Source organism: Marinobacter algicola DG893 (genome assembly GCF_000170835.1).
GTDB lineage: Bacteria > Pseudomonadota > Gammaproteobacteria > Pseudomonadales > Oleiphilaceae > Marinobacter > Marinobacter algicola.
The window spans coordinates 1-21972 of the sequence record NZ_ABCP01000023.1; the positions used below are offsets into that span (position 1 = coordinate 1).

General features: G+C 57.3%; 20 protein-coding genes. 7 read left to right on the forward strand and 13 right to left on the reverse strand.

The genetic code is table 11. The annotated features are described in order from the left end of the window. The first annotated feature begins 92 nt into the window (after positions 1 to 92). Positions 93 to 320 carry a tripartite tricarboxylate transporter permease gene (locus MDG893_RS21265; RefSeq protein ID WP_007154381.1) on the forward strand — a complete coding sequence of 76 codons (228 nt, stop codon included), beginning with the start codon at positions 93 to 95 and terminating at the stop codon, positions 318 to 320. Here the strand turns inward: MDG893_RS21265 and recJ are convergent. The 10 genes from recJ to ffh all read right to left on the reverse strand — a co-directional run bounded on the left by recJ (position 299) and on the right by ffh (position 10290). Continuing rightward, positions 299 to 2032: a single-stranded-DNA-specific exonuclease RecJ gene (gene recJ / locus MDG893_RS13625; RefSeq protein WP_007154382.1), complete on the reverse strand. Its 1734-nt coding sequence runs from the start codon at positions 2030 to 2032 to the stop codon at positions 299 to 301. The genes MDG893_RS21265 and recJ overlap by 22 nt on opposite strands. A 5-nt stretch (positions 2033 to 2037) precedes the next feature. Next, positions 2038 to 3441 (reverse strand): threonine synthase, encoded by a 1404-nt coding sequence (thrC, locus tag MDG893_RS13630; protein ID WP_007154383.1) that lies wholly within the window; start codon positions 3439 to 3441, stop codon positions 2038 to 2040. 12 nt (positions 3442 to 3453) lie between these two features. After that, positions 3454 to 4755 (reverse strand): homoserine dehydrogenase, encoded by a 1302-nt coding sequence (locus tag MDG893_RS13635; protein WP_007154384.1) that lies wholly within the window; start codon positions 4753 to 4755, stop codon positions 3454 to 3456. Positions 4756 to 4867: 112 nt separating this feature from the next. Then, on the reverse strand, positions 4868 to 5611 hold the full coding sequence (locus MDG893_RS13640) for a DsbC family protein (RefSeq protein WP_007154385.1): 744 nt from the start codon (positions 5609 to 5611) through the stop codon (positions 4868 to 4870). A gap of 144 nt (positions 5612 to 5755) precedes the next feature. After that, positions 5756 to 6688, reverse strand: a complete 933-nt coding sequence (gene xerD, locus MDG893_RS13645; protein WP_007154386.1) for a site-specific tyrosine recombinase XerD — start codon at positions 6686 to 6688, stop codon at positions 5756 to 5758. Between the two features lie 109 nt (positions 6689 to 6797). Continuing rightward, the gene (gene rplS / locus MDG893_RS13650; protein ID WP_007154388.1) at positions 6798 to 7154 is read right to left on the reverse strand and encodes a 50S ribosomal protein L19; all 357 of its coding nucleotides are present in this window, start codon (positions 7152 to 7154) and stop codon (positions 6798 to 6800) included. 26 nt (positions 7155 to 7180) lie between these two features. After that, on the reverse strand, positions 7181 to 7939 hold the full coding sequence (gene trmD / locus MDG893_RS13655; protein WP_007154389.1) for a tRNA (guanosine(37)-N1)-methyltransferase TrmD: 759 nt from the start codon (positions 7937 to 7939) through the stop codon (positions 7181 to 7183). A gap of 3 nt (positions 7940 to 7942) precedes the next feature. Next, positions 7943 to 8470, reverse strand: a complete 528-nt coding sequence (gene rimM, locus MDG893_RS13660) for a ribosome maturation factor RimM (RefSeq protein ID WP_007154390.1) — start codon at positions 8468 to 8470, stop codon at positions 7943 to 7945. 32 nt (positions 8471 to 8502) lie between these two features. Further along, a complete protein-coding gene (gene rpsP / locus MDG893_RS13665) occupies positions 8503 to 8748 on the reverse strand; it encodes a 30S ribosomal protein S16 (protein WP_007154391.1) in 246 nt (81 codons plus the stop codon). 153 nt (positions 8749 to 8901) lie between these two features. Beyond that, the gene (gene ffh, locus MDG893_RS13670; protein ID WP_007154392.1) at positions 8902 to 10290 is read right to left on the reverse strand and encodes a signal recognition particle protein; all 1389 of its coding nucleotides are present in this window, start codon (positions 10288 to 10290) and stop codon (positions 8902 to 8904) included. 183 nt (positions 10291 to 10473) lie between these two features. Here ffh and MDG893_RS13675 point away from each other — a divergent pair, with 183 nt between their 5' ends. The 4 genes from MDG893_RS13675 to MDG893_RS13690 all read left to right on the forward strand — a co-directional run bounded on the left by MDG893_RS13675 (position 10474) and on the right by MDG893_RS13690 (position 15945). Next, on the forward strand, positions 10474 to 11280 hold the full coding sequence (locus MDG893_RS13675) for a cytochrome C assembly family protein (protein ID WP_007154393.1): 807 nt from the start codon (positions 10474 to 10476) through the stop codon (positions 11278 to 11280). A 93-nt stretch (positions 11281 to 11373) separates the two neighbouring features. Beyond that, positions 11374 to 12651: an HlyC/CorC family transporter gene (locus tag MDG893_RS13680; RefSeq protein ID WP_007154394.1), complete on the forward strand. Its 1278-nt coding sequence runs from the start codon at positions 11374 to 11376 to the stop codon at positions 12649 to 12651. 283 nt (positions 12652 to 12934) lie between these two features. After that, the gene (locus tag MDG893_RS13685) at positions 12935 to 15175 is read left to right on the forward strand and encodes a DUF1631 domain-containing protein (RefSeq protein WP_007154395.1); all 2241 of its coding nucleotides are present in this window, start codon (positions 12935 to 12937) and stop codon (positions 15173 to 15175) included. 23 nt (positions 15176 to 15198) lie between these two features. Beyond that, positions 15199 to 15945 (forward strand): energy transducer TonB family protein, encoded by a 747-nt coding sequence (locus MDG893_RS13690; RefSeq protein ID WP_007154396.1) that lies wholly within the window; start codon positions 15199 to 15201, stop codon positions 15943 to 15945. 11 nt (positions 15946 to 15956) lie between these two features. Here MDG893_RS13690 and grxD read toward each other — a convergent pair whose 3' ends face one another. Further along, positions 15957 to 16283, reverse strand: coding sequence for a Grx4 family monothiol glutaredoxin (gene grxD, locus MDG893_RS13695; RefSeq protein ID WP_007154397.1), 327 nt, complete (start codon positions 16281 to 16283; stop codon positions 15957 to 15959). A gap of 312 nt (positions 16284 to 16595) precedes the next feature. Between grxD and argF the strand changes: the two genes are divergently transcribed. Together argF and MDG893_RS13705 are read left to right on the forward strand one after the other, a co-directional pair. Next, positions 16596 to 17510 carry an ornithine carbamoyltransferase gene (gene argF, locus MDG893_RS13700; RefSeq protein WP_007154398.1) on the forward strand — a complete coding sequence of 305 codons (915 nt, stop codon included), beginning with the start codon at positions 16596 to 16598 and terminating at the stop codon, positions 17508 to 17510. A gap of 4 nt (positions 17511 to 17514) precedes the next feature. Continuing rightward, positions 17515 to 18585: an ABC transporter ATP-binding protein gene (locus MDG893_RS13705; RefSeq protein WP_007154399.1), complete on the forward strand. Its 1071-nt coding sequence runs from the start codon at positions 17515 to 17517 to the stop codon at positions 18583 to 18585. Positions 18586 to 18596: 11 nt separating this feature from the next. Here MDG893_RS13705 and glpK read toward each other — a convergent pair whose 3' ends face one another. Beyond that, positions 18597 to 20078 carry a glycerol kinase GlpK gene (gene glpK / locus MDG893_RS13710; protein ID WP_040474618.1) on the reverse strand — a complete coding sequence of 494 codons (1482 nt, stop codon included), beginning with the start codon at positions 20076 to 20078 and terminating at the stop codon, positions 18597 to 18599. Positions 20079 to 20355: 277 nt separating this feature from the next. Next, positions 20356 to 21930, reverse strand: a complete 1575-nt coding sequence (locus MDG893_RS13715) for an ATP-binding protein (protein WP_007154401.1) — start codon at positions 21928 to 21930, stop codon at positions 20356 to 20358. Positions 21931 to 21972: the final 42 nt, after the last annotated feature.

Genomic DNA, 21972 nt, shown 5'->3' on the forward strand with positions numbered 1-21972 from the left:
GCTGATTTCATTGAACATCACGCCAGGCCCGCTGATGTTTACCCAGAACGCGGATATGTCTGGGGTGTGATTGCCGCTCTGCTGATGGCAACGTGCTTCTGCTGGTTCTCAACATACCGCTGGTCGGCTTCTTTGTGCGCCTGCTGTCGGTGCCTCCCATGTACCTGCTGCCGATTGTGACCATGGTTGCGTTTGTGGGCATCTATTCCATCAGCAACAGCGCCTTCGACCTGTATTTCCCCGGGGGTCAGCCCGCCAAGCCCGAAGCGCCAATAGCCAGGCTCCTGGATCTCCGTACTCAGCCCAGCGGCTCCAGATAATCCACCATTAGCTGCAGGTTAGTACGCCCACGAAAGGTATTGGCATCAGGTTTGTAAACCACCCGCGCCCCCGTCTTGGTGTAATCGGGCACTTCCGGCCCGGTGTTAAAGGCGATGCCGTCAATGATGTCGCCGCCCTCCTCCGGCTGGAGCACCAGCTTCAGGTGATTCTCGCCAACGATGCGCTGGCTAACCACACGGAAGTTGCCGTCAAACAGGGGTTCCGGGAAATGCTGACCCCAGGGACCGGCACGCTTTAACAGGGTGGCGGTTTCCAGGTGAAGCTCATCCGGGCTCAGAGGGCCATCGGTGGTAATGGCCGCCTCAAGGTCTTCCGCCCGCAAGGTATCGCGGACCGCCCGGTCGAACGCGTCACTGAACGCGTCCAGATCACCGCGGGACAGGGTCATGCCTGCCGCCATGGCGTGGCCGCCGAATTTTTTCATCATACCCGGGTGTCTGGCATCAACAGCGGCCAGCACATCGCGGATATGCAAGCCCGGGATGGAACGGGCAGAACCCTTGATGTCCTCGCCATTGTCGTCGGGGGCGAACGCAATCGTCGGGCGGTGGGTCTGTTCGCGGATACGGGCCGCCAGTATGCCGATCACACCCTGGTGCCAGTCGGTGTCAAACAGGGCCAGGCCCCAAGGCAAACCCTCAATATCCAGCGACATGGACGCCAGCAGGTCCTGGGCCTGGGTTTTCATGTCCTTTTCGATGGTACGCCGCTCGCGGTTGAAGGTATCCAGTTCGCGGGCCAGGCGCTGGGCTTCGTCACGGCTGTCCGACAGCAGGCAGGCAATGCCCACGCTCATATCGTCCAGGCGACCAGCTGCATTCAGTCTTGGGCCAACCACAAAACCGAGGTCCGTGGAGCTGATTTCAGTGTGGTCTCGGCCTGCCACTTCCAGCAGCGCCAGAATACCGGGGCGGGCCTCCCCCTGGCGAATGCGACGCAGGCCCTGCTCCACGAAGATGCGGTTGTTATGGTCCAGAGGAACAACGTCCGCCACGGTGCCGAGCGCCACGAGGTCCAGAAGATTACCGAGATTAGGTTGCGGTTCTGGCAACAGGCCCTGCTCCCGCAGATGCTTTCGAAGAGCCGTCAACACATAGAACATCACACCAACGCCCGCTGCGTTCTTGCTCAGGAAGGGGCAGCCGGGCTGGTTGGGATTCACGATGGCATCCGCGTCGGGCAAGGTTTCACCGGCCAGGTGATGATCGGTTACAACCACCCGGATACCCAGTTCTCGGGCAACCCGAACACCCTCTACTGCGGAAATACCGTTGTCCACAGTCACTAGCAGGTCCGGCAGCGCACCCTCATCTCTCAGCCGGTGGATAATGCCTGGCGTCAAACCGTAACCGTCGGAAAACCGACTGGGCACGCGGAAGTCAATATCGTTCAGCCCCAGCATCCCCAGCCCCAGCATGGCAACCGCCGTGCTGGTGGCGCCATCGGCGTCGAAGTCTCCCAGTACCAACACCCGTTGCTGGTCAGTGATGGCCTCCGCCAACAAAGCAACGGCACGGTCGACACCTCTCAGATCCATGGGCGACGCGAGGTGTTTCAGTGTGTAGCTGAGTTGATCATCGGAAGTCACGCCACGGGCGGCGTAAAGACGGCGAAGCAGTGGGGGCAGATTCTGACCCCAGTCCGGAGTGGTTTCCGGACCAGGGCGACGCAGGATTTTTTTCGGTGTCATACCGATCAGGTATTCTTCCAGTGTTTGGCGATAAAGTCCTGCACAGCCGGCAGGTCATTATCCAGAACAGCGTATTGTTCGTCCCGTTCGAACAGGTCCGACATATGCGCTGGCAGCGACGGCTCGGCTTTAACACCTGAGCGCAACACGGCATCCGGGAACTTGGCGGGATGGGCAGTGCCGAGAGTGATCATTGGTACCGCGGGATCACGACGACAGTTGCGGGCCGCGCGCACACCGATGGCGGTATGGGGGTCGAGCAGATATTCATTCTGCTCGAACACTTCACGGATGGTGTCCGTGGTACCTTCATCGTCCACAGCGTCGCTGTCAAACAGTTTGCGGGCGTGCTTCCAGCGGTAGTCTTCAATACTGACCGGCCCTTCGGACGCTTTCTCCAGCATCTCTTTCACAGCCAGCCCATCACGTCCGTGCAAATCAAACAGCAGACGTTCGAAGTTGCTGGACACCATGATATCCATGCTGGGTGACAGGGTATGCTCAAGCTGAAGCTGCTCGTACCGATTGCCGCTCATAAAGCGGTGCAGGATGTCATTGCGGTTGGTGGCGATCACCAGCTGGGAGATCGGCAGCCCCATTTTTTTGGCCAGGTAGCCAGCAAAGATATCGCCGAAGTTACCCGTCGGTACCGAGAACGCCATGCTGCGATCCGGGCCGCCAAGCGCCAGCGACGCATGAAAGTAGTAGACGATCTGAGCCATGATTCGGGCCCAGTTAATGGAATTCACCGCCGCAAGCTGTGTTTGGCCGCCGAGGAATGACTGGTCACCAAAGCTCGCCTTGACCATGCGCTGGCAATCGTCAAAGTTACCGCGCACTGCAATGTTGTGGATGTTGTCACCCTTCACGGTCGTCATCTGGCGACGCTGCACCTCGGAGACCCGCTCGTGGGGATGCAGGATGAAAATGTCCACATGCTCGCAGCGGCGGCAACCCTCGATAGCAGCGGAGCCGGTATCACCGGACGTTGCCCCCATGATCACCACGTGCTGCTTGCGTTTCTCCAGCACGTAGTCCAACAGGCGCCCCAAAAGTTGCAGAGCAAAATCCTTGAACGCCAGGGTGGGGCCACGGAACAGTTCCATAACCCACTCGTTGGTGTCCAGCTGAACCAGCGGGGCCACCGCTTTATGGGCAAATACGTCGCCGTAGGTATCGTCCAGCATCCTACGGAAATCCTCCGCCGGAATCGCGTCGTCGACGAAGGGATGCATTACCTTGAAAGCAAGCTCGCTGTAGGAAAGCCCACGCCAGCTGCGGATTTCCTCCACGCTGAAATGAGGCAGTGATTCCGGAACATACAGGCCACCGTCAGTGGCCAGGCCTGTTAGCAGGACGTCTTCAAAGCCCAGGGCGGGAGCTTCGCCCCGTGTACTGATGTATCTCACCTTGCGTTCCTGTCAGTTAAAGTTTTCGGCGCGGATACGGACGACTTTTTCGTCGATATCGCTCAGGGCTTCCAGCTCTTCAATGGCGCGGTTGATCTGTCGCTCCTGGACCGTATGGGTCAGGATAATGACCGGGATTCGACCATCTTTCAGCTCCGACTCCTTCTGCATAATGGACTCGATGTTGATGCCATGCTCACTGAGGATCGAGGCAACTTTCGCCAGCACACCGGGACGGTCCAGCGCCTGTATACGCAGGTAGTAGGCGGACTGGACATCCTCCATGGGCAGCACCGGCAGATCTTCCATTGCCGCAGGCTCGAAGCCGAGGTAAGGAACCCGCTGGTTGCTCTTGGCAGCCACAGAACGGGCAGCGTCGATGATATCGGCGATGACCGCCGATGCCGTGGCTTCGTCGCCGGCACCCGGGCCGTAATACATCGTCTGGCCGACGGCATCGCCGTCCACCAGAACTGCGTTCAACACACCATCCACCTGTGCAATGAGATGGCTGCGCGGAACCAGCGTGGGATGCACCCGCAACTCGATGCCCTCATCACGGCGACGTGCAATCCCCAGATGCTTGATGCGATAACCAAGAATTTCCGCGTGAGCGATGTCGTAAGGGGTGATTTCTGAAATCCCCTCGGTGTAGGCCTTTTCAAATTGCAGCGGCACACCAAAGCCCGCAGAAGCCAGGATCGTCAGTTTGTGTGCGGCGTCGATACCTTCCACGTCGAACGTTGGGTCCGCTTCGGCGTACCCCAGGTCCTGGGCTTCTTTCAGCACTTCCGCGAACTCACGGCCGGCGCGCATCTCGGTGAGAATATAGTTACCGGTGCCGTTGATTATACCGGCGATCCAGTCGACCCGGTTAGCCGCCATACCTTCACGAACAGCCTTGATAACGGGGATACCACCGGCAACGCCAGCCTCATAGGAAACGATCACATTCTGTTTCGCGGCCGCTTCGAAAATCTCGTTGCCGTGAACCGCAATCAGCGCCTTGTTGGCGGTGACCACGTGCTTGCCATTCCGGATGGCAGCCAGCACCAGCTCCCTTGCGGTGTCATAACCACCAATAAGCTCGACCACAACATCCACGGACGGGTCGTTCACCACGTCAAAAATGTCGGTACTGAACGGGATATCCCCCAGATCAAACTCTTTGCGCGGGGTGCGTGTCGCCACCCGGGCAATACGGAGATTGAAACCTGTCCTGCCCGTGATCAGGCTGGCATTCCGGGTCAGTACGTTGAACGTACCACCGCCGACTGTTCCCAGTCCGCAGATTCCGACATTGACGTCTTTCAAGCTTTCACCTCTGTTCCCGATGGGTTGCTGTGCGGAGCGATAGTATAACGGTTAACGGGCGCCCGAATAAGCCCCGCCTGACGAACAGGCAATGGAGACATTCCGTAGCCTATCAGAGCAGCCCCAGGCCTTCAGCCAGTTTTTCGGACGGCACATAACCACGCACCATATTACCGTCTTCCAATACGATCGCCGGGGTACCCGTCACACCGACGCGACTACCCAGCTCGAATTGCTCCCTGACCGGGTTCTCGCAGCTCTGATCATCCACGGATCGACCCTGCTTGGCGGCATTCATGGCAGCCTGCGGATCATCGGAACACCAGACGGAAATATACTTGCGAAAAGAGGGCGTATTGGGGCCGGAACGGGGAAAGCCATAGTAATTGACCGTAATACCCAATTCGTTCAGTCGCGGAACCTCGTCATGCAGCTTGCGGCAGTATGGGCAATCGATATCGGTAAACACGGCAATAGACGCCTTTTCGGTGCCCTTGGCCGGAAAACTGATCAGCCCCTCATCACCGAACTCGTCCATGGTTTGAGCGCGCTGGGACGCCCTGCCCTGTTCAGAGATATTGGCAATACCGTTCGCGGTCACTTTCAGCAGGTCGCCGGTCAGGAGGTACTGACCATCGGCCGTTGTGAAAATGGTATCGCCGTTATTACTATACACCTCGTACAAACCCTCAGCCTCCGACTTGCGGACATCGGATATCTTCAGCCCCGGAATCGCTGCGGTGAGTTTGTCGGCAATCGTATCCTCGACCTCGCCCGCGTGAGCGGTGTGGGCGCCAGCCGCCAGCGTAGCGAGCACCAGTGGCAACAAGGGTTTAAACAAGTTCTTGATCAGCATATTGGTTTCCAGTTTTCCAGAATCACGAAGGTATATAGTCCGTCAGACGGCGAACTCAGCCGAGTTTGTGCGACACCACTGCCCGCAAAAAGTTCAGTGTACCAAGCCCCATGGCTGCCGACTAACCAGGGGCGTTACGACGCCCTAACCTCGCGGATGATGAGCCTGATGCAGCGATTGCAATCGCTGACGCGCCACATGGGTGTATATCTGTGTTGTCGACAAGTCCGAATGCCCAAGCAGCATCTGGACCACCCGTAAGTCCGCACCATGATTTAACAGATGGGTGGCAAAGGCATGTCGAAGGGTATGGGGTGACAGATGTTTGTGAATTCCAGCCCGGAGTGCGTAATGCTTTATCCGGTGCCAGAAAGTCTGCCGCGTCATCGCAGTGGGGCGATTACCCGGAAACAGTGCGTTGCTGGCCCGCCCCTTGAGAAGCTCACCTCGCCCCTCCCTCATGTAACGCACCAGCCAATCAACCGCCTCTTCGCCAAGTGGAACCAGGCGTTCTTTATTGCCCTTGCCAACAATCCTGACTACGCCCTGACGCAGGTTCACCTCATCCACCGTTAAAGCCACAAGCTCCGAAACCCGCAAACCACAGCCGTACAGGATTTCCATCATCGCCTTGTCACGAAGCTCGATAGGCACTTCAGGATCGGGTTCCGACAACAGGTTTTCCACGTCGTCTTCCGACAACGAGTCCGGCAACCGTCGAGGAAGGCGGGGGCTATCTATTCGCAGCGTAGGGTCTTCAGCGATCACGCCTTCTCGCAAAAGGTAGCGGAAAAAGCGACGAAGACCGGAGAGGCGACGGGCAGCCGTGGAGGTTTTGAAACCGTCAGACAACCCACGGGATATCCAGCTCAGCAAATCGGTCCGGCGCACCTCGGTCAGCAAGGGCTTTCCCGGCTGCTCCTGCAGCCAGGCCGCCAACCGCTCAAGATCACTCCGATACGCCTGGCGGGTTTTTTCGCCCAACCCATCTTCAAGCCAGATGGCATCGGTGAAGCGCACAATGACCGCTTCATCCTGTGATCGAAGCTTAACTCTGGAGGCGGGTTTCCGGGGCATGGCGGCCTACTCGAAACGAAACGGACAGGAAAAGTTCTGGCAACCGGATACGAAAAAGGCAGCCTTGGGCTGCCTTTTTCTGACGAACTGTTCCAGCAACTTCCGCTGATCAGCCCAGCTTCTCCTTGATACGAGCCGCCTTGCCAGACAGGTCACGCAGGTAGTAAAGCTTGGCCTGGCGAACGTCACCACGACGCTTCACGCTGATGCTGTCGATCAGCTTGGAGAAGGTCTGGAAGGTACGCTCAACACCCACACCGTAGGACACTTTCCGTACAGTGAAGGAAGAGTTCATGCCACGGTTGCGCTTGCCGATCACAACGCCTTCGAACGCCTGCAAACGCTCACGGTTGCCCTCGGTAACGCGAACCTGGATCACCACGGTATCACCCGGCGCAAAGGCAGGGATTTCCTTGGTCATCTGCTCTGATTCAATTTGACTGATGATGTTGTTCTTGCCGCTCATCGTATGTGCTCCTGATACCCAATCTTTTAATGCCCTGATGATTCAGAGGCACCCGGTTCGTTCAAAATCTCTTCCAGCAGCTCACGCTCTTCGTCCGTAAATACCCGCTTTTCCAGCAGGTCGGGGCGTCGCTCCCGGGTTCGCCTCAACGACTGTTTCAGCCGCCAACGCCGGATCTGATCATGGTGACCGCCTAACAAAACATCCGGCACAGCCTGACCTTCGTAAACCTCCGGCCGGGTGTAGTGCGGACAATCCAGCAAACCGTCGGCAAAGGAATCCTGCTCTGCCGACTGCGCATGACCCAGCGCTCTGGGGATGAGGCGTGTAACCGCATCAATGACAGCCATGGCCGCCAATTCGCCACCGGAAAGTACGAAATCTCCCAGTGACACCTCCCGATCAACCTCCGCCGATATCAGGCGTTCATCAACACCCTCATATCGCCCGGCGACGAGAATAAGGCTATCTTCCGCTGCCAACGACTCAACCACACCCTGATTCATCGGCTCCCCTTGAGGAGACAGATAAACCACGCAAGCGCGCCCGGGCGCAGACTCCCTCGCCGCATGAATAGCATCCCGCAAGGGCTGAATTTTCATCAGCATACCGGGACCGCCACCATAGGGCCGGTCGTCTACCGTTCGGTGACGATCATGGGTGAATTCCCGAGGATTCCAGGCCGTGAACGTCAACAGACCATCACGAACCGCCCTTCCGGTAATCCCGTAATCCGTCACCGCAGCGTACATTTCCGGGAACAGACTGACCGCGCCAATCCACACCCGTCAGAACTCCGGATCCCAGTCGGCCACCAAACGCGAGCCGGCAAGATCCACGCTCCGGACTACTTGGTCCGGGAGATAGGGAATCAGCCGCTCGCGCTGGTCAATGGAAGCGTCGGTTGCCCGCACCACCAGGACGTCGTTGGAGCCTGTTTCTATCAGATGATGCACCTTACCCAGGCACTCACCTTCTGTCGTGAACACATCAAGGCCTTCCAGTTGATGCCAGTAGTACTCCCCTTCGGGAAGCTGCGGCAATTCCGCGGTAGACACAATAACGTCGGCACCACAGTAACTGCGAGCCAATTCACGATCATCAATACCTTTAAGCCTGACGACGATCCCCTGGCCTTGCCGGCGACCTTCCTCAAGCCTGGCCGGGATACGCTTGCCGTTGTGAACCAAAGTCCAGTCCCGGTAGTTCAGTATTCCGTCCTTGGGGTCGGTATAAGAGTAGACCTTGAGCCACCCCTTGACCCCAAACACCGAGGTAATTTGACCAATCACAGTTTCCTGCGAATGCTGAGCCATACCCTAACCCCGGTGGTGAAACGTTCTTTCAATTACTCTGCAGCAGCGCCTTTCAGCAGCTGTGCAACGCGCTCGCTGGTCTGGGCGCCCTGACCCAGCCAATGATCGATGCGATCACGATCAATACGCAGACGCTCTTCCTGGCCACGGGCAACCGGGTTGAAGAAACCAACACGCTCGATAAAACGACCGTCACGGGATTTGCGGCTGTCTGTCACTGTCAGATGGTAGAACGGGCGCTTCTTGGAGCCACCACGAGCCAAACGGATTATTACCATTTCGACCAATATCCTGTTCTGTTGTACGAACTTTGTACGATTCACACCCGCCAAGCTTCAGAAAACACTGACTGGCGCGAAGACCCATACTCGAAAGGGGCGCTATTCTATGCTAAATGAACGCCAAAGAAAACAGGGAAAACATCCCGGTTTCTACATACGCCCACGCGGGGGCATTCCGCCGCCTGCGCCACCCGGCGGCATCATACCGCCAAGACCACGCATCATGTTAGCCATTCCGCCCTTCTTGCCGAATTTCTTCATCATTTTCTGCATTTGTTTGTGCTGCTTCAACAAACGATTCACGTCCTGGATTTGCGTACCAGACCCCGTCGCAATGCGGCGCTTGCGGGAGTTATTGATCACATCCGGATAGCGACGCTCTTTAGCCGTCATCGAGCAGATGATGGCTTCCATCTGCCCCATGGACTTGTCATTAACCTGCTGCTGGGCCATCTGTGCCATCTGCCCCATGCCGGGCAGTTTATCCATCAGGCCGCCGATGCCGCCCATGCTCTTCATTTGTTGAAGCTGATCACGGAAGTCCTCAAGATCGAAGCTCTTACCTTTCTTGATCTTCTTTGTCAGTTTCTGGGCTTTCTTCTGATCAATCTTGCGCTCGGCTTCCTCTATAAGGGAGAGAACATCCCCCATACCCAGAATCCGGGACGCCACCCTGTCAGGATGGAACGGCTCCAGGGCATCGGACTTCTCACCCACACCCAGGAACTTGATCGGCTTGCCAGTAATGTGACGCACCGACAGCGCGGCACCGCCACGGGCATCGCCATCGGTCTTGGTCAGGACAACGCCCGTCAGCGGCAGCGCATCGTTAAAGGCCTTGGCCGTATTGGCGGCATCCTGACCCGTCATGGCGTCGACCACAAACAGGGTTTCCACCGGGTTGACGGCCTTATGAAGACGACCAATCTCGCCCATCATCTGCTCATCAACGTGCAGGCGGCCGGCGGTATCCAGAATGACAACATCGATGTGCTTCTTGCGGGCTGCATCCATGGCGCCATTGGCAATATCAACCGGATCCTGGTCCTCAGAGCTCGGGAAGAACTCCACACCCACTTCACCAGCCAGCGTTTCCAACTGACGAATGGCCGCCGGGCGATACACGTCGGCACTTACTACCAGAACAGACTTTTTCTGCCTTTCCTTAAGGAAGCGGGACAGCTTGGCCACCGTGGTGGTTTTACCGGCGCCCTGTAAACCGGCCATCATAATCACTGCCGGTGGCTGTACGGCCAGATTGAGGGATTCGTTGCCATCCCCCATCACACGTTCAAGCTCCTGCTGGACAACCTTAACGAATACCTGGCCCGGACTCAGGCTACGCTGAACCTCCTGCCCGACTGCCCGCTGACGCACGCCCTCAATGAATGCCTTGACCACAGGCAGGGCAACGTCCGCCTCCAAAAGCGCCATACGCACTTCACGCAGCGTTTCCTTTATATTGTCATCGGTCAGCCGCGCCTGCCCAGATATCTTGCGCAGACTGCCGGAAAGTCGGTCCTGGAGGTTTTCAAACATGTTGCTCTTCCGTACCCGGATAAATTGGTTGCATGAAACACCGGAACCCGATCAGGTTCCTTGATTCCTGTTGCATAATCGCGACATTATAACCAGACTATCGCCCTGAAACGACCAGCCCGGTCAAATCGGTGTGGAACCCCGCCGATATCGAGTCAGAAAGTGGTTATAAAAAAGGACGTCATGGGAACGCTGATCCTCGCGGTCACTTCGTTATTGCTCTACAGCGTAGGTACCGCCCTGCAGGCTCTCAGCTTCCGGGGACGGGTACACACCAGCATTGCCATCACCACCCTTATCGGCTTGCTGGCCCTGACAGCACATGGCCTTTTGATCGCCCAGACCGTCCACCATGAAGGCGGTTTCGATTTCGGCTTTTTCCAGAGTTCTGTCCTTATTTCCTGGCTGATCGCTTTTTTGCTGCTAGCCCTCAACCTTCGCAAACCGGTTCAAAGCCTTTTCCTTGGCGTTTACCCGCTGGCAGCACTGACCATTATTATGGGCCTGATCACCCACTCCCCTTCCCGATTGGTACCGGAAGACCACTACGGAATGCTCTCCCATATCGCACTGTCGGTGACAGCCTACAGCCTGTTTACGCTGGCCGCCATACAGGCGGTGCTGCTCTACCTGCAGAATCGCCAGCTCAAACAGAACTACAACAGCGTCCTGATACGCAACCTGCCACCGTTGCAGACCATGGAGTCATTGCTGTTCGAGCTGGTGTGGGCAGGCGTGGTCATGCTGATTTTGGCTATCGTGACCGGGGCCCTTTTCATCGACGACCTGTTCGCCCAGGACCTGGCCCACAAAACGCTGTTCTCGCTGCTGTCACTCATCGTCTTCATAGCCTTGCTGATCGGGCGCTACACAAAGGGCTGGCGTGGCATTACCGCCAGCCGCTGGACACTGGCGGGGTGCGCCCTTTTAATGCTCGCCTTCTACGGAAGCAAGTTCGTACTGGAACTGATTTTTCACCGGGGCGGCTGACGCCACCATGCCTCCCGGACAGACGCCAACTTGACACCCCGACTTTCAACCACCTATTTTCCCAACTTGTCGGCAACATAAGGACACTCAGTCTTGAACGAAACATCGCTTACCGCGCTGTTCATCATCCTGGCAGGGCTCATCCTGCTTTCCGCCTTCTTCTCCAGTTCTGAAACCGGAATGATGTCACTGAACCGGTATCGCCTGAAGCACATGGCCAAGACCGGCCATAGAGGCGCCCGGCGAGCGCAGTCGCTCCTCAATCGTACCGACCAGCTGATCGGCGTCATCCTGATCGGCAACAACTTCGTCAACATCTTTGCCTCAGCCATCGCCACAGTGATTGCTATCCGCATATGGGGCGACGCCGGGATTGCCATCGCCACCGTCCTGCTGACCATTGTTATCCTGATCTTTGCCGAAGTCACACCCAAAACCCTCGCCGCACTGTTCCCCGAAAAGATTGCCTTTCCAGCCAGCCACGTACTGGGGCCGCTGCTCAAAATACTCTATCCCGTGGTTTGGGCGGTCAATCTGTTTACCGGCGCCATCCTGAAGATCATCGGCGTGTCCGCCGACGATGCCGCCAACGAGCATCTCAGCCGAGAGGAGCTGAGAACCCTTGTAAATGAGGCGGGCGCACTGATCCCAGCCAACCACAAAGACATGCTGGTCGGCATCCTCGATCTCGAAAAAGTGACCGTAAACGACATCATGGTGCCACGGAATGAGTTGGTCGGGATCGACCTGGACGATGATCTGGACACCATCCTGCGTCAACTGCGAAGCAGCCAGCACACTCGCCTGCCGGTGTTCAAGGGGGACATCAACAACATTCAGGGCGTGCTTCACCTGCGCAACGCATCAAAACTCCTGCTTCACGATGAAATCAACAAGGCCATGCTGATGCAGCTATGCCGTGAGCCCTACTTCATTCCGGAAAGCACCCCCCTGAACACCCAACTGATCAACTTTCAGAAGGAGAAACGACGCTTCGGCATTGTTGTTGACGAGTACGGCGAAGTGCTCGGCCTGGCGACACTGGAAGACATTCTTGAGGAGATCGTCGGCGAATTCACCACCGATTACGCCGCCACCAGCCCCGACATCATTCCCCAGGACGATGGCACATACATCATTGATGGCACATCCGCGGTGCGAACTATCAACAAAACCCTCGGCTGGAAACTGCCCATTGATGGCCCCAAAACCCTCAACGGCCTTATCACCGAAACTCTGGAAAACATCCCGGACACCAACGTGTGCCTGAAAGTGGGAGGGCACCGGGTAGAGGTGCTCCAAATCAAGGACAATGTGGTCAAGGCTGCGATCGTTCATCCCAAAAAGAAGAAAAAGCGCGCTACGGGCTAGATCATCTGGCTATAACACCTGACTATTTAGAAAGATCAAATTTTAATATTTCTCTTGACCGAAATGCGGTTCCACCCAAGACTGGAATCACGCGATAAATAATAACGACATGCCGGAAGGCATAGGATCCGCCGTTCCTTGGGGTGCTCTGGAACTTTAGTGGGTTTTGTTAGCGATTGGTCATGTTACCGTGTGTTAAAATGCGGTAGATTTAACGTATAAAGAGAAAATACAGTTGTAAGCTCGGTCATGTATCCGGTTGAGGCGTACACAGGAGTCGGCCATGAATAAGCAGTCCGGCATACATTATCTCCGCGAGCACCGGGAGGCAGGGAGCTCAAATCCCGTACCTGCACAGGTGGTCCGCATCCGCGACACCGTCGTTGCCGGGCTGGGGGATTTGTTGCAGGGTGCATTTGATGCAGTTGATGACTCGCTGTTCGAACTGGCAAACAATGCCAGAAGCAACAACGAGCAGAACCGCTATTTCGAGGCGATGCGCGAAATCCGTATCAAGCGGAAGGGTGTAGAGCGTCATTTCCAAAATGCGGTAGCACAACTGTTCGCCGACCCGCCTCAAAGCGGCAGCGTGGCAGCCGATGAAAGCCTTGCCAGCCAGACCAATTCAGACAGCCTTTCGCTGGTCGGTGATGATGATCTGGAAGAACAGGTTGCCCTCAATGCCATGATCACCAAGTCCAAGGTGCACTTCCAGGGCCCCCTGTTACAATTGCAGACACGCTTCAGTGTGGTTTATCCGGGCGCCAGCGATGAAGCACCGGTTAACCCGATGGCGCCAGAGCATCTCTGCAGTGCCTTCGTGGAAGCTATCCAGGCACTGGAAATCCAGATTCGCGAGCGCCTGATCCTGCTCAAGCAATTTGACCGTTACGTTGTCTCCAACCTTGGCATGTTGCTGGACGAAGCCAACCGAATTCTCATCCAGGCTGGCGTGATTCCCAATTTCCGTTACCACGGCAAGGCCGGTAAGCAGCAGAACAAGACAGCATCAGGCAGTCACGCTGACGAAACAGGCGGGAACGCCGGATCAACGACCGGCCCCACTGTCGCAGAAAGTCAGCAAGGGCACCATGAAGGTGCCATGTTCGACCAGATCCGGCAGATGCTGGCCCTCCAGCGCGCCAACGCGGGCATTCCGCCGCGGGCTTCCGACCCCAATATTCATGTTGTGGGGGGCGCGGAATTGGCAAGCCTCCTCGGCTCACTTCCCCAGCACCCCCCTGGTGAACAGATAAGCGGCAATCTGAGTGCCGGCGAGCCGGTGATGGTTGACCTGCACCAGGTCGTCCAACAGTTGCTGGCACAGGCCGGAACCACCAGCGATGGCAAAAAGCCGGCACTGGCGGAAATGGACGAGGACCTGATCAACCTTGTATCCATGCTGTTTGAATTCATTCTCGACGATTACAACCTGTCGGCCCCCGTGCAGGTCCTGATCAGCCGATTGCAGATTCCCATCCTCAAGGTGGTTATCAAGGACAAGTCGTTCTTCAGCAAAGCGACTCACCCTGCCCGCCGCCTGCTGAACTCCCTGGCACGAGCCGGCATCGGCTGGAGCGAGAGTGACGAGAAAACCCGCGACAAGCTTTACGAACAGATCCACGCCATTGTCGTTCGCATACTGAACGAATTCGATGGTGACGTAACACTCTTTGAAACCCTGGGCGAGGAGTTCGAACAGTTCCTGGCAAGGGAAAACCGCAAGTCTTCCCTGGTCGAGCAGCGCACCCGGGAATCCGAGCGCGGACGTATCAAATCGCAAAAAGCTCAGGAAACCGTCGATCAGTTGCTGCAAAAAAAACTGGCACGTTACAAGCTTCAGGAGCCGGTGCGGAACATCCTGATCAACGGCTGGAGTCGGGTAATGTTCCTGGCTTATCTGAGAGACGACGTGGAGCACCGCTGGCTACAGACCGTCCGCGTGGTGGATGACCTCATTTGGTGCCTACACCCGCACCAGGAAGATGAAGAGCGGGATCAATGGGTTCGCGTGGTTCCCGGCTTGCTGAAGTCACTCCGGGCCGGGCTTGAAGAGGTTTCCTACAACTCATCCAAGCTGGATGAGATGATGGCGGACCTCAAGCACGAGTTAACGGAAGCTTTCCGGGCCAACGCCCTGGCCGAAGCCATGGAAGACTCTCCCGAGCCGGACCCCGAAGAAGACATACCCACAGCCCATCAGACGGCCGTCGAGCGCCAACAGGAACTTGAAGACGCCGCCATCGCCGAGTATGTGGCACAGATCGACGCTATTGAAATCGGCAACTGGGTAGAGTTCAACCTGGTCAATGGGGCCAGCTTCCGCTGCAAACTGTCCGCCATCATTGAGGAAGCAGACTGCTTTGTGTTCGTGAATCGCATGGGGCTCAAGGTGATCGAGAAAACCCGTACCGACCTGGCCCATGAGATGCGGCGCGGACGTCTGACCGTCCTTGAACAGGGAGCGCTGATAGACCGGGCGCTGGATGCCGTTGTGGGCAGCTTGCGGAGCAAGGCAGGATAAGCACCGGGAGCGCCTGAGCGACAATGCTGGAGTATGGCAGTGTTACCGGCCTCCCGGACAAATACCGGATCACCCTGGCGATATCGGTTGCCTTGTTGCTTCATACGCTGGTAATGGCCACCCTTCCCTTCACGGCTCCAAAAATGGAAAGCCATCGTCAGACCGTGGAAGTCGAACTGGTCCGTCCTGGCAGTGTTCCCTTACCGGAATCCGCCGCCAGCGCGACATCGCCCAACAACGACCAGCGTGATGAGTCCATCACTGTAAAGTCGTCTCAAGTCGACACCAATCATCCCCGGAACAAAGCACCAACTGTACGCTCGACGCCATCATCGCACACACCCGTGGTGGAGCCTCAGCCCCCGACGCGGAAAACGCCCTCGCGAGACTCAGCCTCTACTACCGCGGGCACCCCGGAGAAACCGGTGGAAAAGACGCCGGAAAGAATCACCCGGATAGCGTCGTCACCAGGGGATGTGGATCCTTATATGGCAAGCCTGGCCGTACACATTGGCAAGGAACTTGGCAAACGACCGGTCCCCTCCAGCCATAGCGTTACCACGCAGGTGACCAGTCAGGTCGAGCTGAGATTGCTGCAAAGCGGAGCACTTACAGGCGCTAAGGTCACTAAATCGACGGGCTTTAACGACATAGACCGAGCGATTTATCAGGCTGCCCTGCTAGCTAGCCCTTATCCAGAACCACCGGAAGAATATTCGGGAAGGAAGCGATTCCGGGTTGAACTCATTTTCTCCCCGGAACGCCTTTAAATGCGGTTAACTCAGGCTTCAGCCTGTTTCGCAGCTGCCTTGACCTGCTCGGCCAGTTCGCCGCTTTCGGACATTTCAAGAATGATGTCGCAGCCGCCTACCAGCTCACCTTTGATATAGAGCTGCGGGTAAGTTGGCCAGCTTGAATACACTTTCAGGCCCTCACGCAACTCCTGATTATCCAGAATGTTCACGAAGGCGAACCGCTCGCCACACGCCATCAGCGCCTGGACGGTCTTCGCTGAGAAACCGCACTGCGGAGCCTGCGGAGTGCCTTTCATATAGAGGATAATGGCGTTTTCCTCAAGTTGGCTCTTGATGGTTTCGTTGATGTCCATGAACTCTCACCTCTCATTGGAAACGGGGTCGCCCGGTTGCGACATACCTGACACTATTGTACACGTCCCGTGACGCTCACCAAACACCACCTGATACCCACGCATGCCCTGGCGTTGTCTTCAGCCCCCTGACGGGCTAGACTTGGGCCCCTGCCTTTCAGGCAACCTCCGTTTCCGTATTTCCCGCCAGTGCGGCTCTCACCGCGTGCTGGCGTATTGCCGTTTCAGGACAATGATCACCACGGGCCGGTTGTAACCACGAATGGATCCGGATCTGCTGGATAGGGTTATCGATTAATTAAGGGCCATCCCATGGCAGTAAGACATTTTCTCACACTCAATGACTTAAGCTCCGACGAGCTTGAAAGTCTGGTCGACCACGGCACTAGACTCCGTAACGATTGGCGCCGGGGCGCCGTGCGCGAAACTCTGAAAAATCGTGTCCTGGCAATGATCTTCGAGAAATCGTCCACCCGCACCCGAGTCTCCTTTGAGGCGGGTATGACCCAGCTCGGTGGCGCGGCGCTGTTTCTCTCTCCCCGCGACACCCAGCTCGGGCGCGGGGAGCCCATTGAAGACTCTGCCATCGTGATTTCCAGCATGGTGGACGCTGTCATGATCCGGACGTTTTCTCACGATACGGTCGACGCATTTGCGGCGGCGTCCAGGGTGCCCGTCATCAACGCTCTGACCGATGATTTCCATCCTTGCCAGCTGCTGGCCGACATGCAGACGTACCGGGAACATCGCGGCAGCATTCGCGGCGGCACCGTGGCCTGGATTGGCGATGGCAACAACATGTGCCAGTCCTACATCAATGCAGCAACGCAGTTCGGCTTTAACCTGCGCGTTGCCTGCCCGGAGGGCTACGAACCTGACAGTGAATTGCTGAAAACCCACCAGGATCGGGTGTCGGTGGTTCATGATCCGGCTGAGGCCGCCAGGGGCGCTGATCTCCTGGTCACGGATGTCTGGGCTTCCATGGGGCAGGAAGACGAACAGAAAGCCCGCCAAAGAGCCTTCCAGAACTACCAGATCAATCCCTCGCTGATGAAGATGGCGGACAAGGACGCCCTCTTCATGCACTGCCTGCCCGCGCACCGTGGCGAGGAAATATCTGCGGACATGATGGAACACCCGCGCTCGGTGGTCTGGGACGAAGCCGAAAACCGATTACACGCCCAGAAGGCGCTGCTGGAATTCCTGATTCTCAATCGACTGGACTGACCGAATGACCGATAGCCTGGTTCAGCCTGCTGACTGGCTGCTGGAAGTAAACAACCTGTCCTGCGGGTATGGCGATGGCTCCGTGGTCAGGAACGTCAACTTTGCCCTCAGCCACGGCGATATCGGCTGTCTGCTGGGCCCCAGCGGCTGCGGAAAGAGCACTATCCTGCGGGCACTGGCAGGTTTTCTTCCCATCAATACCGGTGAAATCTGCCTGCAGTCCAGCTCCATCAGCCTGCCCGGCCGCACTCTCGCCCCCGAGAAACGCCGGATCGGCATGGTGTTCCAGGATTACGCCCTGTTCCCACACCTGACCATTGCCGAAAACGTCGGCTTCGGCTTACGCAGAGAGGATCGCGAGGCAAAACATCAGAAAGTCACCGAGTTGCTCAAGGTGGTTCACCTACAGGATCTCGCCGACAACTACCCCCATGAGCTGTCGGGAGGGCAACAACAGAGGGTGGCGCTTGCCCGTGCGCTGGCACCGGAACCCACATTGATACTGCTGGACGAACCGTTCTCGAATCTCGACGCTGACCTGCGCCGCCGACTCAGCCTGGATGTGCGGGAAATCCTCAAGACACTTGGTATCAGTGCCATCCTGGTTACTCACGATCAACAGGAAGCCTTCGCCATGTGTGACCAGGTGGCGGTTCTGAAAGACGGAGGGATACAGCAATGGGATGTGCCCTACAACCTCTACCACGAACCTGCGAATCGCTTTGTTGCGGGCTTCGTAGGCCAAGGGGGCTTCGTTCCGGGAAAAGCGTTGGGGCCGGACACGATTGAGTCCGAGCTGGGGGTCATCCGCGGCAACCGCGCCTACCCCTGGCAACCCGGAACACTGGTCGACGTACTGATCCGGCCGGACGACATCGTCTACGATGCCAGCTCCGAGCTTAAACCAAAGGTGGTGGAAAAGACCTTTGCCGGGACCTCGACGCTCTATCGCTTTCGCTGCTCGGAAGATACCGAGTTCGAAGCCCTGTTCCGGAGCCATCTGGACTTTCACCTGGGCGAACACGTGCCAGTCCGGGTGGAGGCGGACCATCTGATCGCCTTCGAAAGAACCTGAGAACCAGAACCTCAGTTATTACAAACCCGCTCCACGGAATCCAGCCAGCCGGCGTACAGGGTCTCCCGCAGCGCCGGCTTCATGGCCGATTCGAAGCGATGTTCCCGCTCCCAGAGTTGTGCTATCTCGTCCAGCCCCTGGTATACACCGGTCTGCAGCCCGGCCAGATAGGCCGCCCCCAGAGCCGTGGTCTCCGTCACGCGGGGACGGTCCACCGGCACATTGAGGATATCCGCCAGAAATTGCATCACCCAGTCGTTGACCACCATGCCACCATCCACCCGAAGAGCCTGCAGAGACGCGCCATCGTTCTGAATGGCACGGATCAGGTCTTTGGTCTGATAGCACACGGATTGCAGGCCAGCGGTGACGATCTCGCCGATTCCGGTGTCCCGGGTAAGGCCGAGAATCGCCCCGCGGGCATGCGGGTCCCAGTGGGGTGCACCCAGCCCGGTAAAGGCCGGCACCAGATAAACAGGGTTTTCCGCCCCCACTTTCGAGGCGTAATCAGAGGATTCGCTGGCGTGACTGATAAGCTTCAACCCGTCCCTGAGCCATTGCATGGCGGCGCCGGCAACAAAGATGCTGCCTTCCATGGCGTAGCAAGGTTTGCCATTCAAACGATAAGCCATGGTTGTCAGCAACCTGTTTTCGGAGCGTAGTGCCTTTTCGCCGGTATTCAGCATCAGGAAACAACCAGTGCCATAGGTGCTTTTCGCCATGCCGGGCTCGAAACAGGCCTGCCCGATCAGTGCTGCGTGCTGGTCGCCCGCGATGCCGGCGACCTGCACCGAAGCTCCCAGCCACTGCCTGTCGGTGGTGCCGAAGTCGGCTGCGGAATCAAGCACCTCCGGCAACAGCGCCCGGGGAACCCGGAAGAGAGTCAACAACTCGTCGTCCCATTGCTGATTATGGATATTGAACAACGCCGTGCGCGAGGCGTTGGTGGCATCGGTCTTGTGGGAGCGCCCGCCAGTCAGGTTCCAGAGCAGCCAGCAGTCCACAGTACCAAAGGCAAGCTCGCCGGCTTCCGCTCTCTGACGGGCACCGTCGACATGGTCGAGTATCCAGGCAATCTTGGTGGCGGAGAAATACGGATCAATCAACAGACCGGTGCGTTCAACCACCGTACCTTCATGGCCGTCGGATTTGAGTTTGGTACAAACAGACGCCGTGCGCCGATCCTGCCAGACAATCGCGCGGTGAATAGGCTCTCCGGTTTTCCGGTCCCAGATCACCGTGGTTTCCCGCTGGTTGGTAATGCCGATACCCGCCAGGGTCGAAGCATCCAACCCTGACGATTCAAGCACTTCCCGGCACACTGCCAATGTACTCTTCCAGATTTCGCCGGCTTCGTGTTCCACCTGGCCATCTTTCGGAAAGTACTGGTGAAATTCCTGTTGCGCCGTGGCGATGGCCTGGCCGGAGGCATTGAAAATGATCGCGCGGGAACTGGTGGTCCCCTGATCGATGGCGAGCAGGTGCTGGGTCATGGGGCGTCCTTTCAGGTGCTTCAGCATTGTTCAGGTCAATGCTGCAATCTTCTCAAAGGATTGATAAGAACGCTATGGCAAAAGCCGGGCATAAAAAAAGGGCCGGAAAACCGGCCCTCAAATGACGAATGAAACAAGGAAAGTTCGTAAGAACTACAACCTCAAAAGTCATCCCTTACACTCTAAGTATCGGCTCGGTTTGCCGAGACTTCAGTTGAGGTTGTGTTGCGCGTCTGTTACATCAGGTTAGGGGCTGAGAGGCGCATCACAAAATGGCTTAGAGGGTGTGCTCCATCGGCTTCTTGCGAGGCCAGACCAGACTAAAACGAGCTCCACCCAACTCGTCGCTGCGACTGACAAACGCCTGCCCGCCATGCCAGTATAGGATTCTCCTGACAATTGAGAGGCCAAGACCGTAACCGCCCGAGGTGCGGGTACGACTGTCATCGAGGCGGGCAAATGCGGTAAACACTTTTTCCCAGTCCTCTTCGGGAATACCGGGACCGTCGTCCTCAACATCGATGCGACAATTATCCTCATCAAACTGACAGTGGACTTTCACGCGGCCAGCCGCGTAGCGAGCGGCATTTCCGACCAGGTTCTGAACTGCCCGGTGCAAATACCGTGGCTCCACGTCAGACAGTGACCAGCGTTCGGATTCATCGTCAATGTCTGCCTCAATGGCGTGAACGGGGCGGATCATCTGCTGTTCGCCCACCACTTGGCGAACGATATCACTCACCGACTGTTCCTGAAGCGCAAATACGGGCCCACCCTGTTCCAACCGGGCGTAGGTCAGGATTTCATCAATCAGCTCATCAAGCTCCTGGATGTCGCCGTCAATGCCGTCAAGCTGCTTCTGGAGCGCTTCCGGAGAGTTGGCGCTTTCAATCATCTGGACACCGAATCGAATACGGGCAACCGGTGTTCTCAATTCATGAGAAACCGCGTGGATCATTTCCCGCTGAACCCCTACCAACCGCTGGATATGCTCCGCCATACTGTTGAAGGCGGCGGCCAGCCGGGACACAAGGCGGCTGTCGCCAGCATCCACCCGCGCGCCCATCTCGCCCCGGGCAATACGGATTGCCACCGACTCCACGGCCCGGAGATTGCTGTCCACATCCCTTAACGCCAGGTAGAGAGCCAATGCAAGAACACTTCCAGCCACTACGAGCAACAGCAGCACGACCGGCCATGCCCAGGGATTGAAGGGCGCAGGCATTGCCATGTCCACAAGAGTACCGTCTTCCAGACGGATCAACACCTGGGCACGATCCCGGGAGGGATGATGGTACAGCGAAATACCCCGTTCGGAGACACGCTCAAGCACCTCGGAATCCGGAAGTTCTGCCTGATCCCGAACCGGCAGCAGCTCCACCCCGAGCGTATCGGATAACTGCGACATGGCACCTTCCCGACCGTTCGGCGACATGTCATCGAGATGCAGGCGGGCGATAAGAGCGGTTGCCTCAGCAACGTCACTGTAGATGTCCCGGAATCGAAGGTCGATGATCCCACCGCTATCGTTCCGCACCATAACTTGCTGGCCGATGCTGGTGTCCATCGACACTATCTGACCGTAGGAAAGACGCTCCATGATGACATCGGATACCGACAGGTTACCGGGCGGCGTTACCCGGAAATCGTAGAACGACTCAAGCCATGGGTACTGTTTCTGGGGATAGGGTGTTGCAACAAGCCAGCGCAACAGCGGTTCTGAAAACCGCTCTTGCCAATACTGCCCCCTGACGGAATTCACACCCAGGAACAAGGCAGCACAAAACAGGAGAATCAGAAAGGTAAGACCAATCAGCCGGGCGTAAAGCTTGAGAAAAAACTTGAGGGGCATTGCGATAACCCTGGCAATGAACGCCGGCCCCGCCGGGCCAGC